This window comes from Streptomyces sp. NPDC040432 (genome assembly GCF_055595445.1).
The window spans coordinates 1-17,838 of the sequence record NZ_JBVIVP010000012.1; the positions used below are offsets into that span (position 1 = coordinate 1).

Annotated in this window: 18 protein-coding genes; 10 read left to right on the forward strand and 8 right to left on the reverse strand. The window is 72.5% G+C overall.

Annotation, left to right across the window (positions count from 1 at the left end):
- The first annotated feature begins 345 nt into the window (after nucleotides 1-345).
- Genes ACZ58N_RS23495 through ACZ58N_RS23505 form a run of 3 tightly spaced genes read left to right on the forward strand, consistent with a single transcriptional unit; the run spans nucleotide 346 to nucleotide 2,047 of the window.
- Complete coding sequence (locus ACZ58N_RS23495) at nucleotides 346-1,038, forward strand: nucleotidyltransferase family protein (RefSeq protein WP_471163129.1); 693 nt, start codon at nucleotides 346-348, stop codon at nucleotides 1,036-1,038.
- Nucleotides 1,035-1,289 (forward strand): hypothetical protein, encoded by a 255-nt coding sequence (locus tag ACZ58N_RS23500; protein WP_389709482.1) that lies wholly within the window; start codon nucleotides 1,035-1,037, stop codon nucleotides 1,287-1,289. The genes ACZ58N_RS23495 and ACZ58N_RS23500 overlap by 4 nt, the downstream gene beginning before the upstream one ends.
- A complete protein-coding gene (locus ACZ58N_RS23505; RefSeq protein ID WP_471163132.1) occupies nucleotides 1,286-2,047 on the forward strand; it encodes a metallophosphoesterase family protein in 762 nt (253 codons plus the stop codon). Before ACZ58N_RS23500 ends, ACZ58N_RS23505 begins: the two co-directional genes overlap by 4 nt.
- Before the next feature lie 10 nt (nucleotides 2,048-2,057).
- On the opposite strand, the gene ACZ58N_RS23510 is transcribed toward ACZ58N_RS23505, so the two are convergent.
- On the reverse strand, nucleotides 2,058-3,419 hold the full coding sequence (locus ACZ58N_RS23510; RefSeq protein ID WP_471163135.1) for an AI-2E family transporter: 1,362 nt from the start codon (nucleotides 3,417-3,419) through the stop codon (nucleotides 2,058-2,060).
- Between the two features lie 183 nt (nucleotides 3,420-3,602).
- Here ACZ58N_RS23510 and ACZ58N_RS23515 point away from each other — a divergent pair, with 183 nt between their 5' ends.
- Nucleotides 3,603-5,084, forward strand: a complete 1,482-nt coding sequence (locus tag ACZ58N_RS23515) for an MFS transporter (RefSeq protein ID WP_471163137.1) — start codon at nucleotides 3,603-3,605, stop codon at nucleotides 5,082-5,084.
- Nucleotides 5,085-5,156: 72 nt separating this feature from the next.
- On the opposite strand, the gene ACZ58N_RS23520 is transcribed toward ACZ58N_RS23515, so the two are convergent.
- Entirely contained in the window at nucleotides 5,157-5,780 is a 624-nt protein-coding gene (locus tag ACZ58N_RS23520; protein WP_471163139.1) for a TetR/AcrR family transcriptional regulator, read from the reverse strand.
- Between the two features lie 148 nt (nucleotides 5,781-5,928).
- Here ACZ58N_RS23520 and ACZ58N_RS23525 point away from each other — a divergent pair, with 148 nt between their 5' ends.
- From ACZ58N_RS23525 to ACZ58N_RS23535, 3 genes are all read left to right on the forward strand, one after another.
- A complete protein-coding gene (locus ACZ58N_RS23525; RefSeq protein WP_471163141.1) occupies nucleotides 5,929-7,380 on the forward strand; it encodes an amidase in 1,452 nt (483 codons plus the stop codon).
- Nucleotides 7,381-7,482: 102 nt separating this feature from the next.
- Nucleotides 7,483-7,695: a DUF4287 domain-containing protein gene (locus ACZ58N_RS23530; RefSeq protein ID WP_471163144.1), complete on the forward strand. Its 213-nt coding sequence runs from the start codon at nucleotides 7,483-7,485 to the stop codon at nucleotides 7,693-7,695.
- A 256-nt stretch (nucleotides 7,696-7,951) separates the two neighbouring features.
- Nucleotides 7,952-8,845, forward strand: coding sequence for a virginiamycin B lyase family protein (locus ACZ58N_RS23535; RefSeq protein ID WP_471163147.1), 894 nt, complete (start codon nucleotides 7,952-7,954; stop codon nucleotides 8,843-8,845).
- On the opposite strand, the gene ACZ58N_RS23540 is transcribed toward ACZ58N_RS23535, so the two are convergent.
- The 4 genes from ACZ58N_RS23540 to ACZ58N_RS23555 all read right to left on the reverse strand — a co-directional run bounded on the left by ACZ58N_RS23540 (nucleotide 8,829) and on the right by ACZ58N_RS23555 (nucleotide 12,117).
- Complete coding sequence (locus tag ACZ58N_RS23540; RefSeq protein WP_471163149.1) at nucleotides 8,829-9,950, reverse strand: sensor histidine kinase; 1,122 nt, start codon at nucleotides 9,948-9,950, stop codon at nucleotides 8,829-8,831. The genes ACZ58N_RS23535 and ACZ58N_RS23540 overlap by 17 nt on opposite strands.
- Complete coding sequence (locus ACZ58N_RS23545; RefSeq protein ID WP_471163152.1) at nucleotides 9,943-10,638, reverse strand: response regulator transcription factor; 696 nt, start codon at nucleotides 10,636-10,638, stop codon at nucleotides 9,943-9,945. Before ACZ58N_RS23545 ends, ACZ58N_RS23540 begins: the two co-directional genes overlap by 8 nt.
- 9 nt (nucleotides 10,639-10,647) lie before the next feature.
- Nucleotides 10,648-11,418: a VanZ family protein gene (locus ACZ58N_RS23550; protein ID WP_471163155.1), complete on the reverse strand. Its 771-nt coding sequence runs from the start codon at nucleotides 11,416-11,418 to the stop codon at nucleotides 10,648-10,650.
- Nucleotides 11,419-11,559: 141 nt separating this feature from the next.
- The gene (locus tag ACZ58N_RS23555; RefSeq protein WP_471163158.1) at nucleotides 11,560-12,117 is read right to left on the reverse strand and encodes a pyridoxamine 5'-phosphate oxidase family protein; all 558 of its coding nucleotides are present in this window, start codon (nucleotides 12,115-12,117) and stop codon (nucleotides 11,560-11,562) included.
- Between the two features lie 134 nt (nucleotides 12,118-12,251).
- On the opposite strand from ACZ58N_RS23555, the gene ACZ58N_RS23560 reads away from it, so the two are divergent.
- Nucleotides 12,252-13,112 (forward strand): MBL fold metallo-hydrolase, encoded by an 861-nt coding sequence (locus ACZ58N_RS23560; protein ID WP_471163161.1) that lies wholly within the window; start codon nucleotides 12,252-12,254, stop codon nucleotides 13,110-13,112.
- On the opposite strand, the gene ACZ58N_RS23565 is transcribed toward ACZ58N_RS23560, so the two are convergent.
- Together ACZ58N_RS23565 and ACZ58N_RS23570 are read right to left on the reverse strand one after the other, a co-directional pair.
- Entirely contained in the window at nucleotides 13,100-14,680 is a 1,581-nt protein-coding gene (locus tag ACZ58N_RS23565; RefSeq protein WP_471163163.1) for an APC family permease, read from the reverse strand. The genes ACZ58N_RS23560 and ACZ58N_RS23565 overlap by 13 nt on opposite strands.
- A gap of 202 nt (nucleotides 14,681-14,882) precedes the next feature.
- Nucleotides 14,883-15,590, reverse strand: a complete 708-nt coding sequence (locus ACZ58N_RS23570) for a TetR/AcrR family transcriptional regulator (RefSeq protein WP_471163165.1) — start codon at nucleotides 15,588-15,590, stop codon at nucleotides 14,883-14,885.
- Nucleotides 15,591-15,769: 179 nt separating this feature from the next.
- Between ACZ58N_RS23570 and ACZ58N_RS23575 the strand changes: the two genes are divergently transcribed.
- Together ACZ58N_RS23575 and ACZ58N_RS23580 are read left to right on the forward strand one after the other, a co-directional pair.
- Entirely contained in the window at nucleotides 15,770-17,011 is a 1,242-nt protein-coding gene (locus tag ACZ58N_RS23575; RefSeq protein ID WP_471163168.1) for a saccharopine dehydrogenase family protein, read from the forward strand.
- Nucleotides 17,012-17,151: 140 nt separating this feature from the next.
- Nucleotides 17,152-17,703: a DM13 domain-containing protein gene (locus ACZ58N_RS23580; RefSeq protein ID WP_471163171.1), complete on the forward strand. Its 552-nt coding sequence runs from the start codon at nucleotides 17,152-17,154 to the stop codon at nucleotides 17,701-17,703.
- Nucleotides 17,704-17,838: the final 135 nt, after the last annotated feature.

Below are 17,838 nucleotides of genomic sequence, written 5' to 3' on the forward strand. Positions count from 1 at the left end.
CCCCCCCCCCCCCCCCCCCCCCCCCCCCCCCCCCCCCCCCCCCCCCCCCCCCCCCCCCCCCCCCCCCCCCCCCCCCCCCCCCCCCCCCCCCCCCTTCCCCCCCCCCCCCCCCCCCCCCCCCCCCCCCCCCCCCCCCCCCCCCCCCCCCCCCCCCCCCCCCCCCCCCCCCCCCCCCCCCCCCCCCCCCCGAGGCCGTGTCACGTTCGCCACGCCGTGGCCTCCCGGAGTCGAACGGCCGATCGGGACACCCCTCGTACCGGTGAACGGCGGTACGCACGCGCCGCCCGACCGCACTCCGGGGACGTGGGGGAGATTTCAGCGCGAAGGCGCGGGTACGCGCTCCTCATGACGCCCACCAAGCCGCCGCTCGCCTCCACCGGGCAGGCTGCGCCCCAGGCCCTGAGCCCACCCGTCCCCGCCGAGGGACCATTGCCCAAGGACCACACCCAGGCGATCCTGGAGACCACCAAACTGGTGGCCGCCCTCCTCAAGCGGTCGGGACCGCCGTTCGCCCTGGCCGGCAGCGTGGCCGCGTTCGCCCACGGTCTGCCGGCCATGTTCCAGCACGACACCGACTTCTGTGTCCGGCCCGAGGACGCCGACGCGGCCATCAAGGCCCTGGAGGAGGGCGGCATCGAGATGCGCCGCGCCCCGGAGGACTGGCTCGTCAAGGGCCGGTCCGGCGGCGAGGAGATCGACCTGATCTTCGAGCTGGAGCGTCGGCCGGTGAGCACGGAACTCCTGGAGCGGGCCGAACTGAAAGCGGTCGACTCCGTGTGGATGCCCGTCCTCGCGCCCACGGACCTCATGGGCAGCCGGCTCGCCGCGCTCTGCGAGCACTACTGCGACTTCGGCGACCTGCTGCCGATGGCACGGATGCTGAGGGAACAGATCGACTGGGGTCGCCTGGAACGTGACCACGGGTCCGAGCCGCTGCCCGACGCCTTCCTCCACCTGCTGGAGCGGCTGGACGTCATCGAGAGCAGGAACACCCACGGACCCGGCCGGTGCGGGCCGCTACGGGAGGAGAACCCATGACGTCGCACGACATGGTGGAGTACCGCATCGAGCACCTGAGGGACCGGCTGGCCCGCGAGGACATCGCGGAGTTGGGCGTGCGCGTCGAGGCGCGCGGGTCCCGTGCGGTGATCTCGGGCAGCGTGACCAGCCCGGAGTGCCGGGCGGAGGTGTTGAGGCTCGCCGCGGAGGAACTGGCCGGTCTGGACTGGCAGGAGGACCTCATGGTCAGCCGACCGGCGCCGCCCGGCAGGGCGGAGGAACTGTCGTGATCCGAGTGGCGGCCGTCGGGGACATTCACCTGGGCCCCGGCAGCGCAGGATTCCTGCGGCCCGCCTTCGACACCCTGGGCGACTGCGCGGACCTGCTGCTCCTGGCCGGTGACCTGACGCGGCACGGCACCAGGGAGGAGGCCGGGGTGGTGGCCCGCGAGGTGGCCGGGTTGGCCGTGCCCGTCGTCGCGGTGCTCGGCAACCACGACTACCAGAGCGACCAGGAGGAAGCCGTCGCGGAGGAACTCACGGCCGCCGGGGTGCACGTCCTGGAGGGCACCGGTGTCGTCCTCGACCTGAACGGTACGAGGGTGGGGGTGGCCGGGACCAAGGGCTTCGGCGGCGGCTTCGCCGGGCGCAGCGGCAGCGACTTCGGGGAACCGGAGATGAAGGCCTTCATCCAGTACACCCGCACCTGCGCGGGAGGACTCGAAAAGGCGCTGCTCGGTCTCCAGGACGCCGGGAGCGACCTGCGCATCGCCCTCACCCACTACGCGCCCGTCCCGGACACCCTCGCCGGGGAACCCTTGGAGATCTACCCCTTCCTGGGCAGCTACCTCCTCGCGGAGGCCATGGACGGCGCGGGGGCCGATCTCGCCGTCCACGGCCACGCCCACTCGGGCACCGAGCACGGCATGACGGCCGGCGGGGTGCGGGTGCGCAACGTGGCCATGCCCGTCATCGACCGGGCCTTCGCCGTCTACCACCTGTCGCCCTCCGGGTCCCCGACGCCGCCTTCCGACGGCGCCGGGTCCTGACGGGACCGGCCTACGTGAGCCCCTGCGGCCCCACTTCGGGCCGCGGGGGCTCTTCGTCGTGCTGCCGGGACCGCTCCCCGTCATCGGTGGGGAGGGCGGTCCCCTCCCCACCGACCACGTCCCCCTCGCCGGCGGGTTGCTCCGAGCCTTCGTCGGCGGCGTAGGCACGGAGGTGGACGATCACCGTGTTGGCGACGGCCACCAGTGGCACGGCGACGACCGCACCGCCGATCCCGGCGACCAGACCGCCCGTGGCCACGGCCAGCAGCACCGCCAGCGGGTGCAGGCGCACCGCCCGCCCCAGGATGAACGGTTGCAGGATGTGGCCCTCGATCTGCTGGACGACGAGGACCACCAGCAGGGCCATGAGCGCCGTGAACACGCCTTGGGTCACCAGGGCGACGATCACCGCGAGCGCCCCCGAGGCGACGGCGCCGACGAGCGGCACGAACGAGGCCAGGAAGATCACGACGCCGATGGGTACCGCCAGGGGCACACCGAGGAAGTAGATGCCGATGCCGATGAAGAGGGCGTCGATGAGGGCGACGATCATCGTTCCGCGCACGTACGCGGTCAGCGTGCGCCAGGCCCGCGGGCCCGCGTCGGCCACGCCGGGGCGGGCGGCCGCGGGGATCAGCTTCAGCGTCCACTGCCATACGCGCGGGCCGTCGTAGAGCAGGCATAGCGTGCAGAACATGGCCAGGAGCATGCCGGTGATGATCTCGACCAGGACCGTCACGCCTTGCAGACCGGTCGAGGTGATCTCGCTGGTACTGGTGCCGATCGCGTCGGTCAGTTTCTGCGCGACGTCGTTGATCTGCTGTTCGGTCACGTGGAGGGGGCTGTCGACGAGCCAACGCTTGAGTTCGGCGATGCCCTCCTGGAGGCGCCCGGACAAGGTGTCGAGGTTGTCGAGCACCTGCCATACGACGAACCAGCCGACCAGACCCAGTACGAGGAACCCGAATATCGCGGTGACGGCGGTGGCGAGCCCCTGAGGCAGCCCGCGGCGGTGCAGCCGGGCGACCGTCGGCTGGAGCAGGGCGGTGACCAGCAGCGCGACGACGAAGGCGAGGGCGACCAGCCGGACCGCGCCGATCACCTGCATCACGACCCACAGGGCGGCGGCGAGGACCACGAACCGCCAGGCCGCCTCCGCGGCCACGCGGACCCCCCAGGGCACCGCACCGGCCGGGTCCGGGGCCCGTGTGCGGGCCCTGCGCAGCTGGGCCACGCGCTCGGCCTGCTCCGCGTACTCGGCCTCGTACTCGGCGTTGCGGCGTGCCAGGGCCCGCGCGCGCCGTTCGCCGACCGCGGTGGCACCGTTCTTCACGCGGTCGAGCCATGTGTGGGTTCCGGGCATCCGGACCATCCCTTCTCGTCGCTGGCCTTCTGCCCCCATTTCCCGAGATCAGCCGAACCGATTCCGCGGCCGTTCCGGGCCCGCCGGCCGCCCGGGGTCCGTGGGGAGCCCTCGACCGCGGGGGATCCCGGGCGCACAACACCCCCCGGATGGGCCCCGTTTGGCCTGGGGGCGCGGGGGCAGACGGGCGGCATGTCGGACACCGCGAGGACGATGAACACGGGAACGGTCACCACCAAGGTGCCGGCGCGACTGGACCGGTTGCCCTGGTCCCGATGGCACTGGATGATCGTGATCGGGTTGGGAACCGTCTGGATCCTGGACGGTCTCGAAGTGACCGTCGTGGGCAGCATCGCCAGCCGCCTCTCCGAGGACGGCAGCGGTCTGTCCATCACCGACGCGCAGGTCACGGGTCTCGCCGCCGCCCTGTACGTGGCGGGTGCCTGCGCCGGCGCGCTGTTCTTCGGCCGCCTCACCGACCTGTTCGGACGCAAGAAGCTCTTCCTGATCACGCTCGCGGTCTACCTGGCCGCGACCGCCCTGACGGCACTCTCCTTCTCGTCCTGGTGGTTCTTCCTCTTCCGCTTCCTGACCGGCTTCGGCATCGGCGGCGAGTACGCGGCCATCAACTCGGCGATCGACGAACTGATCCCCAGCAAGTACCGGGGCCGAGTCGACCTCATCATCAACGGCAGTTTCTGGCTCGGAGCGGTCGCCGGAGCGCTGCTTTCCGTCGTCGCCCTGAACACCGAGATCTTCGCGCCGTCGGTGGGTTGGCGGCTGACGTTCGCCCTCGGCGTCGTCCTCGGCCTGGTCATCCTGCTCGTACGACGACACGTGCCCGAGAGCCCGCGCTGGATGTTCATGCACGGCCGGGTGCAGGAGGCCGAAGACCTGGTCGCCGACGTCGAGCGCCAGGTGGAGGCGGAAACGGGTAAGCCGCTGCCGGAACCCGGCGAGGCCATCACCATCACCGTGCGCCGGAGCATCGGCTTCGGCGAGATCGCGAAAACGGTGTTTCGCACGTACCCGCGCCGAGCCGCGCTGGGCCTGTCCCTGTTCGTCGGGCAGGCCTTCCTCTACAACGCGATCACCTTCGGCTTCGGCTCGATCCTCGTCACCTTCTTCGACGTCCCCAGCTCGGTCACCGGCTACTACTTCGCCGTCATCGCCGTCGGCAACTTCCTCGGGCCGCTACTGCTGGGCCGGTTGTTCGACACGGTCGGCCGTCGCGTCATGATCTCCGGCACGTACATCCTGTCCGGCCTGCTGCTGTTCGGGACGGCCTGGCTGTTCGGCGCCGGCCACCTCTCCGCGACGACCATGACCGCCTGCTGGTGCGTCGTGCTCTTCTTCGCCTCCGCCGGCGCGAGTTCGGCGTACCTGACGGTCAGCGAGATCTTCCCGATGGAGACCCGCGCGATGTCGATCGCCTTCTTCTACGCCGTCGGCACCGCGGCCGGCGGCATCTCCGGCCCCCTGATCTTCGCCGGGCTGACCTCCAGCGGAGTGGTGGCCGACGCCGCGCTCGCCTTCTGCATCGGAGCCGCGCTGATGGTCGCCGCGGGGCTGGTCGCCGTCTTCTACGCGGTCGCCGCGGAGGGCCGTTCCCTGGAGGACATCGCGACCCCGCTGTCGGCCCACCCCGCGGAACCGGCAACCCGGTCGACCTGATCCGCGCGGACGGCCCGCCATTCGTTCGGCAGCAGACACCCCCGATCGACCCGTCCGTGCGATCCGGTCCTGTCAAGCCCGCGGGGCGGGCCCTCGGGCGGGCCGGTGGTCCAGGCGGGCGGTGACCATGGCCGTCAGGCGTTCTCCCGCCCGCTCGACGCTCCCGTTCTGGGCGCAGATCTGCGCTCCCTCCAGGAGGAACGTGATCTCGGCCGCCGCATCGTCGGGCCGGTCGAGGCCTGCCCGTACGCACATGTCCGTCAGTCGGCGCAGCTGGCCGGCCTTGTGGGTCTCGATCAGGAGGCGTGCCGGGTGGGCGCGGTCGGGTAGTGAGGCGAGCGAGGTGACGAAGGGGCAGCCCCGGTGCGAGATGTCGGGGAGTCCCTCCACCACGAAGGCGGTGACGGCGAGGACCTGTGCGCGGGCATCGTGCGGATGGGCCGCCTCGGCGGCGTCGAACGCCGCCGCGTAGCCGGCCGCGACGATCCGCAGCCACTCCTCGATCAGCGCGTCCTTGGTGTCGAAGTGCCGGTACAGGGCCATCTTCGTCGTTTCGGCCCGGTCGGCGATGGCCTGAACGCCCACCGCCCGGATCCCCTCCGTGGAGAACAATTCCTCCGCCGCGTCCAGGATCCGCTCGCGAGGGGGCAGCCGAGCCACTCGTGAGTCCCGCCCGGGCCTGGGTGCACCGCTCATGCCTGCCTCGCCTCACTGCTCACTGCTCACTGCCGGTCGGTGGCTCTCCGCACCCATGCTACGTTACCGATCACTCCCGAACGATACCGATCGGTATCGCTCGGGAATCATCGGTATTCCCGGTTCGCGGGACAGAGAACGGATCACCATGAAGATCTCCGAGTACACCGACCACGACGCGGTCGGCCTGGCCGCGCTCGTGGCCCAGGGGGACGTCACCCCGGACGAACTGGCGGCCACCGCCAGGGCGGCCATCGACGCGATCAACCCCGCGGTGGGCGCCGTCGTGGAGAGCTGGCCCGCCGAGGACCGGCCCGTCCCGGGGAGCACACCGCTGGCCGGTGTCCCGTTCCTCATCAAGGACCTCGCCGTGGCCATGGCCGGCAAGCGCGTCGAGCTCGGCAGTCGGCTGGCCGAAGGGAACACGGCGCCGCACGACTCGTTCCTCATGAGGCGCTTCCGGCGCGCGGGCCTGGTCACCCTGGGGCGCACCACCACGCCCGAATTCGCCTTCAGCACCACCACCGAGCCCGTCCTGTACGGTCCCGCCCGCAATCCCTGGGACCTGACGCGCACCCCCGGCGGCTCCAGCGGCGGATCCGCGGCGGCGGTGGCCTCCGGGCTCGTCCCGCTCGCGCACGCCACCGACGCCGCGGGCTCCATCCGCGTACCGGCCGCGAGCACGGGGTTGTTCGGCCTCAAACCCACCCGGGGCCGGATATCCATGGGCCCCGACGCCGACGAGGTGTTCAACGGACTCGCCGTCCACGGGGCCCTCAGCCGCACCGTGCGCGACAGCGCGACCCTGCTCGACCTGATCGGTGGCCCGGAAACGGGCGACCCGTACTCCGCGGCGGCGCCGCGCCGCCCCTACGCGCACGAGGTCGACCGCGCCCCCGGCCGGTTGCGCGTGGGCCTGCTCACCACGCCGTGGGGCGGCCGCGCCGTGGACCCCGCCGTCAGCGCCGCCACCGAACGGGTCGGCGAGCTGGCCGCGTCGCTCGGCCACCACGTGGAGGTCGTCCGGCTGGACCTCGGCGTCGACCAGGAGGAGTTCCTACTGGCCAACGCCCGGTTGTGGAACGTCAACCTGGTGGCCTGGATCGACGGTCTCGCGGCCGGGACGGGCCGTCCGATCGACGCCTCCACCCTGGAGCCGCAGACCCTCGCCTGCTACCGCTGGGGACAGCGGGTCGGCGGGGCGGAGTTCGTGGGGGCGTTGGAGGTGCGCAACCGGGTGGCGCGGGCCGTCGGTGACTACTTCACCCGGCATGACCTGCTGATGACGCCGACCCTGCCCGAGCTGCCGGTCCACCTCGGTACGTACGCGGACGGGGCTGCCGGCGGCGACGGGTTGGCGTGGGTGGCGCAGCTGTTCCACCGCTCGCCCTTCACGGCCGCCTTCAACGTCGCGGGCACCCCGGCCATGTCCGTGCCCCTCGCCTCGGACCCCGCGACCGGCCTGCCCATCGGCATCCAGTTCGCCGCCGGCCACGGGCGCGAGGACGTCCTGTTCCGCCTCGCGGGCCAACTGGAGCGCGCCGCACCCTGGGCCCACCGCACACCGGGAACCTGGGCGGGGACGGCCGCGACGGTGTGACACGGGTCACTCCGTCCGGCCGATGAGTTCCGCGAGCGGACCGGGTCAACCTTGTGACCGCACCGGCGAAAGACAGACCGACGACAGACAGGACGAGCAGCCATGACCGAAGCCGTGAAGGGCCCCGCCTCCTACTTCCCCTCGATCGAGAAGAAGTACGGTCGCCCGATCGCCGAATGGAAGGCGCCCATCGTCGCCTCGCCGCTCACCAAGCACATGGAGCTCGTCTCCTGGCTCAAGGCGGAGCACGGCCTGGGCCACGGCCACGCCAATGCCCTCGTCGCGCACACCCTCGCCGAGTCCACCGGGAAGTGACGCGGCGCTCCCGCTTCCGCCCCGCCACCGCCGGTGGCATTGGAGTGGCCCTGTTCCGGCCGGTGGCGTGGCTTCCGCGCATCCGGGTGCGCCTTCCTAGGGTCGGCGGGTGACGGGGGACCCGGTCGGAACAGGTGGGTGAGTCGTGGAACGCGTGACGGCACGAGCACGAGCACGGGAACGAGTGGGGACGCGCGGGCGATCCTCGGCCCGCACCGACCGAACGACATGGGCGGGGACCCGGCGGCTGGCGGCCGTGGCGGGCCTGATGGCGCTGTGCGCCCTGCCGACCGCACCCGCGGGCGCGACGCAGGCCGCCGCCGACCGCTCGCCGACCGGACCGCCGCTGTACGTGAGCGACTACGGCAACAACCGGGTCGTCACGCTCCCGGCGGACGGCGGCGACGGGACGACGGTGCCCCTGGAGGGACTGGTGCGCCCCACCGGTATCACCTGGGACACCACCGGCGCCCTGTACGTCTCCGACACGGGCAACAACCGGGTGGTGACGCTGCCCCCGAACGGCGGGGGACAGACCACGGTGCCCACCGTCGACCTGTCGCGTCCGCTCGGCCTCGCCGTCGATGCCGCCGGAAGCGTCTACATCGCCGACAGCTTCAACGACCGGGTGGTGAAGGTCCCCACCGGCGGCCCCCAGACGACCGTCCCCACCACGGGCCTGCTGCACCCCTGGGGTCTGGCGCTGGAGCCCGACGGGGACCTCTACGTGGCCGACTTCGTCAACGACCGCGTCGTCAAGGTGGCCGCGGACGGGAGCGGTCAGACCACCGTGCCCACGGTGGGCCTGTCCCAGCCGACCGGCCTCGCGCTCAACGCGGCCGGTGACCTCTACGTCTCCGACAGCGGCAACAACCGCGTCGTGAAGGTGTCCGCGGCCGACGGGCAGCAGAGCACGGTCCCCCTCACCGGCCTCAGCGATCCGTTGGGCCTCGCGCTCGACGGCACCGGAAACCTCTACGTGGCCGACGGTTTCAACAACCGGGTGGTGCGCGTACGGGAGACGGGCGGCGGGCAGGTCACCCTCCCCTCCACCGGCCTCAACACGCCGACGGGCCTCGCCTTCCCGCCGGCGAAGGCCCGCCCCGGCCCCGTCGACGCCGTCGACAAGGGCCTCACGAAGCTCCGCTGACCCGTTCCTCCACCGCGGACGACACCAGCCGCGTGTCGGGAAGCCGAACCGTGACGAGGAGACCGCCGCCGGGGCGGGGGACGAGGTCGAGCGTGCCGTCGTGGGCGCGGACCACGCTCTGCACGAGGGCGAGGCCGAGGCCGGCGCCCGCGTGCTCGTCGGTCCGGACGCGTTCCGTCCCCCGGCGGAAGGCCTCGGTGAGGGTCGGCACCAGGTCCGGCGGCACCGGTCGGCCCGTGTTCTCGACCCGCAGCACGCACCCGTCGGGCCGCGCCTCGGTGTGGACCGTCACGGTGCCGCCGGTGGGGAGGTTGTGGACGACGGCGTTCTGCACGAGGTTGGTCACCATCCGCAGCAGGAGCTCCGCCGAGCCGCGGGTCCGGGTCGCCCCGCCGGTGACGTCGAGCGTGACCCCGCGCCGTTCGGCGAGGTGCAGCAGGGTTTCCGCGGCCTCCTCGGCGACGAGCGAGAGGTCCACGTCCTCCCGCGTGAAGTTCCCCCGGTCGCTGCGGCTGAGCAGCAGGAGGGCCTCGGTCAGGACGATCGCACGCGTGTTGACCACCTGAAGGCGTTCGAGGACCGCGTCCCGGTCACCGGCGGGATCCCTGCGGGCGACATCCAGCAACGTCCGCGAGATGGCCAACGGGGTGCGCAGTTCGTGCGAGGCGTTCGCGGCGAACCTCTGCTGTTCGGTGACGTGCGACTCGACCTGTTCGAGCATGGCGTCGAACGCGTCGGCCAGTTCACGGAACTCGTCCTGCCGGCCCTCCATGCGCACCCGGTGCGACAGTGATCCGCTGCCCGCCGCCCGGGCCGCGGCCGTGATCCGGGTGAGCGGCGCGAGCATCCGACCGGCCAGCACCCACCCCCCGACGAGGCCGAACACGAGCAGGAGGAACATCGCCGAGGCCGCGGCCGGGGCGAAGGTGCGCACGAGGAGGTACCGGTTGGGCGAGACCCCCAGAAGGCCCCGGGAATTGTCGGGGACGTATCGCAGCAGGAACACCCACACCACCGCCAAAAGGAGGGCTCCGGCGACGGTGAGGAAGCCGGCATAGCTGAGGGTGAGCTTCCACCGGGCGCTGAGCCCCGACCCCCTACGCACGCGCACCGCCGGGGCGGGCGGCGTCCGGGCCGGGACCGATCCGGTAGCCGACGCCCGGCACCGTGGCGATGGCCCAGGGCTCACCGAGCCGTTTGCGCAACGCGGAGACGGTGATGCGGACCGCGTTGGTGAACGGGTCGGCGTGCTCGTCCCAGGCCCGTTCCAGCAGCTCCTCGCTGCTGACGACACCGCCCTCGGCGGCGACGAGGACTTCGAGCACGGCGAACTGTTTGCGGGTGAGCGCGACGTGCCGTCCGTCGCGGAAGACCTCACGGCGGAACGGGTCGAGCCGCAGACCCGCGATCTCACGGACCGGGGGCCGGGCGTACGCGCGTCTCCGATCGAGCGCCCGCAGCCGCAGGACCAGCTCCCGCAGCTCGAACGGCTTGGTGAGGTAGTCGTCGGCGCCGAGCCCGAACCCGGACGCCTTGTCGTCGATGCGGTCCGCCGCGGTGAGCATGAGGATCGGGATGCCGCTGCCGGAGGCGACGATGTGTCGCGCGACCTCGTCCCCGGAAGGGCCGGGAATGTCGCGGTCGAGGACCGCGAGGTCGTAGCAGTTGACGTCCAGGAGGGCCAGGGCGGAGTCGCCGTCGCCGGCGATGTCGGCGGCGATGGCCTCCAGCCGTAGACCGTCGCGGACGGCCTCGGCCAGGTACGGCTCGTCCTCCACGATCAGTACGCGCATGCCCGAAGCCTAAGCGCTGTCCCGTGAGCCCCGGCGGGCGTACGACGCCGGCTGCGGCAGCTGCGGCGCCTCCGTCGACGCCGATGCCGCCCGCGAGGGGCGGGGCCGCTCCGCCGACGGCTGCTCCGCGCCGCGCCACCAGCGGCGCGACGCCAGTGCGGCCAGCGCGGCGCCGGTGGCGTTGACCAGTACGTCGTCCACCGAGGACACCCGGTCCAACCGCAGGACGTACTGCGCGCTCTCCACCAGCACCGAGCAGCCCGCCCCGAGGGCCAGGACCCGCGGCACCGACGCCACCGCGGCGAACCGCACCGGCGCGAAGAAGCCCAGCGACGCGAAGACCAGCAGGTTGCCCACGATCCCGAGCGGCCCCATCGTGACCAGGTCCAACAGCGGCACGAGACTCACCCGGCCGGGGACGATCCCGGCCCCGGCGCCCGGCATCAGGATCATCCACACGAACGGCGCCGTCCCGTGCACCATGCCCACCTCGGCCAGAGAGGTCCGCCAAGCCCCCGCGACGCCCGCCGCCCGCCGCCGGCGGGCCATGCCCCACACCAGAAACAGGGACAGCGGCACCGAGACCAGCGTCATGAGCACCACGCCGTTGAACGTGTCGAAGCAACCGTGCCACCGCCCGGCCAGGCACACCGGGGCGGACATCATGAGCGGCCGCCGCAACAGGAACGCGGCGCCCGCCACGACGAGGACCACCGGGCCGAGGAGCACGATCCCGCGCCAACGGCGCCGAGATGCTGTCAGGGATGCGTCACGGTTCATGCCCCCATGGGACACGCGGGGCCGTCGCGCCGGCGTATCCGGTTCTCGATACGCCCGCGATACACGGGCCTCGATACGCCCGCGATACACGGGCCTCGGTACGCCCGCGATGCACGGGACGCCCCTCGGCCGCTCACCGGGTCAGAACGACCACCGGGTGTGGCTGTACACCCCGTCGTCCCGGCCGAAGCCGTACGCGGTGGTCGGGGCCACGGCGAACACCACGGCGTCGCCCGTGCGGAACGCGTCCCCGATGCCGTGGAAGGTGCCCTCGGGGGAAGTGATGTGGGCACCGTACTTCGCCTCGTACGCCGCGATCACCCCCTCCAGCGCCGCCGGATCCGAAACCTGCACGGCCCGGCCCTCGACCACCAGGTCGAGCCCCTCCGTCAGGGAGTTGCCGCCCGTGGTCACCGCGCAGTGGCCGTCGTGGGCGAGGTTCTTGGCCTTCTGTTCCCCCGGGCCGGTCGAGAAGTGCAGCGCCCCGTCGTGCCAGGCGGCGATGACCGGGGTCACGTGGAGCCGGCCGTCCGGCCGCACCGTCGAGAGCCAGAAGATCTCCGCGGCCTCCAGCAGCCGCAATGCCTGCGACCACTCGGTGGCGGTGACGTCCTCGGCACCGGGACGGGGCTGGAGCGCCGAACTGTAGCGGGCGTCGAGCTCGGTCGTGGGCTGGTCGGTGGGTCCTTGATCCGGCATGGCAGATCTCCTTCCTCCTCCCATCGTCGAACGGCCGGCCGTCGGCCGGCCACCGACACGCCCGCACGGGCCACACCGACCGCCCGCACCGGTCCGACGGCCGGCGCCGACCACCCCGCCGGTAGATTGGACGCGTGATCGATTTTCTGCGGGACGCCCCGGTCGAAGGCAGCCTCGACGTCGTCTGGCACGCGGGTTGGCCGTCCCCGAAGCACGACCCCGCCCCGGAGATCCAGGTCCACGCGTACACCGAACACACGGTCGTCCTGCGCCAGAACAAGTCCGTCCACTACGAGGCGCCGTTCCTGTTCCTCCTCTTCGGCAACGACCGAGCCCTGCTGCTCGACACCGGCGCGTCCGCCGACGCCGCCCACTTCCCCCTCCGGGAAACCGTCGACGCCCTCGTGGCGGACTGGCTGGCCCGCCACCCGCGACGGGAGTACGCCCTGCTGGTCGCCCACACCCACGGGCACGACGACCACACCGCCGCGGACGTCCTGTTCGCGGACCGGCCGCACACCACCGTCGTGGGGGCGGGCCTGGACGAGGTCACGGCGTACTTCGGGCTCCGGGACTGGCCCCACCGGCCGGGCGAGCTCGACCTGGGCGGTCGGATCCTCGACCTGATTCCCGGGCCCGGGCACCAGGAGGCGGGGCTGGTCCTCCACGACCGGCACACCGGGCTGCTGCTGACCGGCGACACCGTCTACCCCGGCCGGCTCTACATCGAGGACCGGGACGCCTACTCGGACACCGTCGACCGGCTGCTGGAATTCTGCGCGACCCGCACCGTCCGCCACGTACTGGGCTGCCACATCGAGATGACGACCACGGCCGGCGAGGACTACCCGCGAGGGACCACCCACCAACCGGACGAGCCCCCGCTCCAGCTGACCACCGGCCACCTGCACGCGCTGCGTCGGGCCCTCGACGAGACGAAGCAGCGCCGAGGGACCCACCCGTACGACGAGTTCGTCCTGGTCTACCGGGACTGACCGGACCGGCCGCCCGAGCCGGCCGCCACGCGGTCCGTGTCCGGCTCGGGTTGCTCCCCGCCCGGCCCGCTGTCCCGCCCGGCGTCCAGGGCCGCCGCGCCCGGGCCCGCGTAGGCGGTGGGGCGCTCCTCCCAGAACGTCGCGGACACCGCACGCCGGGCGAGCATCACCACGATGCCGACGACACTCAGGCCCAGGGCGATGACCAGGGGCGGACCGAGGCCGAACCAGGACGTCCCGCCCGCCGAGTTCGCCGGGTCCGCCATGTCGGCGACCGCCTCCACCAGCAACCAGGCCAGCATGCCCGCCCCGATGACCGGCCCGGCGCCGATGAGGAGGAACTCGCGCACGCCCGCGGTGAGTCGGCGCCGGTGGTAGACCGCGCAGGCGACGCCGGTGAGGGCGTAGTAGAACGCGATCAGCAGGGACAGGGCCGTCAGGGAGTCGGCGAGGGCGTTCTCGCTGATCCGGTGGATGACCAGGTACCAGACGGTGGCCGTACCGGCGACCCACCAGGTGCTGACCGCGGGCGTGCGGAACCGGCCGTGGATCCGGCCGAAGGCGCGGGGGAGGGCGTGCCTGCGCGCCATGGACAGTGCCGTGCGCGAGGCCGGGATGATCGTCGTCTGGGTCGAGGCGAGTGCCGATGTCGCCACGGCGAGGAGGACGATCCAGTCCCAGCCGCCGAGCACCTCGTGGGCCAGGGAGGCGAACACGGCCTCCTCGTCGTCCGCGTGCGCGCTGAGGTAGCCGGTGCCCGCGAAGGCGACCACGGCGAAGGCCACCGAGACGTACGTGGCCAACAGGACCACCGTGGACCAGATGCCGGCCCGACCCGGGGTGGAGGAGGGGTCCGTCGTCTCCTCGGACAGGTTGACGGCCGACTCCCAGCCCCAGTAGACGAACACGCCGAGCAGCAGCCCGCCCGTCAACGCCGTGCCGCCGGCCCCGAACGGGTTGAGCCAACCGGCGGCGGGACGCACCGCGTCGAGGGACCCGGTTCCGGAGAAGACCTGGTGGAGGGCCACGGCCGCGAACACGAACAGGCAGACGGTCTGGAGCAGGACGAGGACGTTCTGCAGACGGGCCGCCGCCCGGGTGTCACGTACGCACAGCGCGGCCATCGCCACGATCAGCAGCACGGTCAGCGACTGGCGGACCAGGGTGTTCCCGGCCCAGCCGTCGAGGCCCACGGCCAACAGGCCGAAGTTGACGGCCACATCGGCGAGCGAGCCCACCACCAGGACGCCGGTCATCGTGATCGCCCACCCGCCCAGCCAACCGGCCGTCGGCCCCAGCGCGCGCGTCACCCAGGAGAAGGTCGTGCCGCAGTCGGGATCCGCCCGGTTCAGGTAGTAGAAAGCGGAAGCGATGAGCACCATCGGAACGAACGACGCGAGCATCACCCCGGGGGCGTGGACGCCGACCAGGGCCACGATCGGCCCGATCACGGCGGCCAGGGAGTACGCCGGCGAGGTGGCGTTGAGCCCGATGGCGAGGGCGTCGACGAAACCGATCGCGTTCGGTTTGAGCGTGGCGGCCGGCGTCCGCGGGGTGTCTTCGACCATGGTCCCTCACTGGTGCGGTGTGAACGGGGCGTGAATGCGAAGAGGAAACCCGCGCGCCGTACGAGGGGTCAATGGTGTTGGCATAAGCGACCCCCCCGGCTCGGCCGGGACGCCCCGCGCCCCGCGCCGGCGGGCCGGGCGTCCCCGGCCCGTCCGTTCCGGGACCGCGCTGACCCGTCCCGGGACCTCGCGGACCGGCCGGTCAGCCGGACAGGCCGGTCAGTTCGCGTTCGGCGCTGTCCAGCAGCATGTCCAGCGCGACCGGGTAGGCGCTGTGTGGCATTCGGGCGGCCAGCAGCCGGACGGTGGCCGCGATGTTCGGGTACTCGTCCGCCGGCAGACGGGCGTACGTCGACTCCCACCGCTCCTCGTCCGCCTCGCGGGCCTCCGCCGCCAGCGCGAAGGGGCCCGCGTCGAGCGCGGCGAAGGCCAGGCACTGGTCGATGTAGGCGTGGTAGATCCGCACGGCGTCCCCGTCGGGGAATCCGGCGGCGCGCAGGCTGCCGAGGATCGCCTCGTCGGCGGCGATCTCCCGCGGTCGGCCGCTCACCCGGCTCGCCGTCAGCAACGCGGCCTGCGGATGGGCGAGGTAGGCGCCGTGGATGCGGAGCCCGAGGGAGCGCAGGTCCTCGCGCCACCGCCCGGTCGGGAGCCAGCCGGCGAGCGCCCGGCCGATCAGCTCCTCGCCCATGGCCAGGGTGAGGCCGTCCATGCCGTCGAAGTACCGGTACAGGGTGCTGGGGTCCGCGCCCAGGGCGGCGCCGAGCCGCCGGGCCGAGAGCCCCGCACTGCCGTGCTCGCGCACCATCCGCAGCGCCGTCTCGACGATCAACCGCTCGGAGAGCACCGTCCCCTGCCGGGTCGGACGCCGTCGCCTGCGCGCATCCTCCGGAACCACGTCCTTCGCCATCGCCCGCCCTCTCCTTCGATTCCCTCGACCCCGCCGCGTTCGGCGCGCCCGCATGCCGGCGCCCCGCACCGGGTGCCCGGCACCTGCTCCAGCCTTATGCCAACACCATTGACCTTAGCTTGGGGCGGCGGGTTCCATCAGCCCCTGAGGCACACGCCTCACAGAGAGAGGACCTCGCCATGCGTGTACTGCTCGTGGGTGCCGGCGGCGTCGGCAGCGCGATCACCCGGATCGCCGCCCGCCGCGACTTCTTCGACCACTTCGTCGTCGCCGACTACGACCTGGGCCGCGCGCAGGCGGCGGTGGCGGCCCTGGGCGACGAGGAGCGGCGCTTCAGCGCCTGCCGGGTCGACGCCTCCGACGAGGCGGCGGTCGCCCGGCTGCTCTCGGAGCAGGGGTGCGACGTCCTGATGAACGCGACCGACCCGCGCTTCGTGATGCCCCTGTTCAACGCCTCGCTGACGGCGGGCAGCCACTACCTCGACATGGCCATGTCCCTCTCCCGCCCGCACCCCGAACACCCGCACAGCGAGTGCGGGGTGAAGCTGGGCGACGAGCAGTTCGAACGGGCCGAGGAATGGGAGAAGTCGGGTCGGCTGGCGCTCGTCGGCATGGGTGTGGAGCCCGGACTCTCCGACGTGTTCGCCCGCTACGCGGCGGACGAACTCTTCGACGAGATCGAGGAGATCGGCATCCGCGACGGGGCCAACCTGGCCGTCGAGGGCTACGACTTCGCCCCGTCCTTCAACATCTGGACGACGATCGAGGAGTGTCTCAACCCGCCCGTGGTGTACGAGCGCGAGCGGGGTTGGTTCACCACCGAGCCGTTCAGCGAGCCGGAGGTCTTCGATTTCCCCGAGGGCATCGGTCCCGTCGAGTGCGTCAACGTCGAGCACGAGGAGGTACTCCTCATTCCCCGCTGGGTGGGGGCCGGTCGGGTCACCTTCAAGTACGGCCTAGGTGACGACTTCATCGGCAAGCTCAAGACGCTCCACGCCCTGGGCCTGGACTCCACCGAACCGGTCACCGTCCGCGGCGAGGGCGGTCCGGTCCGGGTCTCGCCCCGTGACGTGGTCGCCGCCTGCCTGCCCGACCCGGCCGGCCTCGGGGACCGGATGACCGGCAAGACCTGCGCCGGCACCTGGGTCAAGGGCACCAAGGACGGCCTGCCCCGCGAGGTCTACCTCTACCACGTGGTCGACAACCAGTGGTCCATGCGGGAGTACGGCTCCCAGGCCGTGGTCTGGCAGACCGCGGTCAACCCGGTGGTGGCCCTCGAACTGCTGGCCACCGGAGTGTGGTCCCGGGCGGGCGTCCTCGGCCCCGAAGCCCTGCCGCCCCTGCCCTTCCTCGACCTGCTCACGGCGTACGGCTCGCCCTGGGGCATGCGCGACCAGGCCGCCACCACCCCGGCGGCGTAGGGTCGGTGACCCGACCGGCGCGGGCGGCCTCCCGGGGCCGCCCGCGCGTAAGGATTTCGTCATCGTCGTCCTGTGGCGATGCCGTCCGGTCACCGCGTTCAATGGGGGAAACGATCAGCGGGTTCGGCAGGGGAGCGGCAGTGGTGAACGGAAAGCGACGCGGACGGTTCTTCATCGGAGGGCTGGTGACGGCCCTGGTGCTGATCGGCGTGGGCGTGTACTGGTTCCAGCCGTGGAAGCTCTGGCAGGACGACCGCGTCGACGAGGCCCTGCCGACGGCCCCGCGGTCGGCACCGTCCGCGCCGCAGGCCGGAGCCCCCGTTCCGGCCGCCCCGGCGCCGCTGACCGTCGCCCGGGGGAACCTGATCAGCCACGAGCACACCACCACCGGCACCGCGCAACTCATCCGTCTCGCGGACGGTTCGCACACGCTGCGCCTGGAGGACCTCGACACCAGCAACGGGCCTGACCTGCGGGTGTGGCTGACGGACGCCCCCGTCAAGGAGGGCACGGCGGGCTGGCGCGTCTTCGACGACGGCAAGCACGTCAGCCTGGGCAAGCTCAAGGGGAACAAGGGCGACCAGAACTACGAGGTGCCGGCCGGCCTCGACCTGTCCGAGTACACCAGCGTCACCATCTGGTGCGACCGCTTCGACGTGTCCTTCGGCGCCGCCGAACTGGCCGGCGCCTGACGGCCACGGCCGTTCACGGCCGTCGGGGCGCTCCGTCCGGCAGCGCGAAGCGCACACCGGTCCGCTCCGAGAGCGCCCACAGCCGACGGGCCGTGGCGACGTCGTGCACGGCCGCTCCAGCGGTTGCGGACAGCC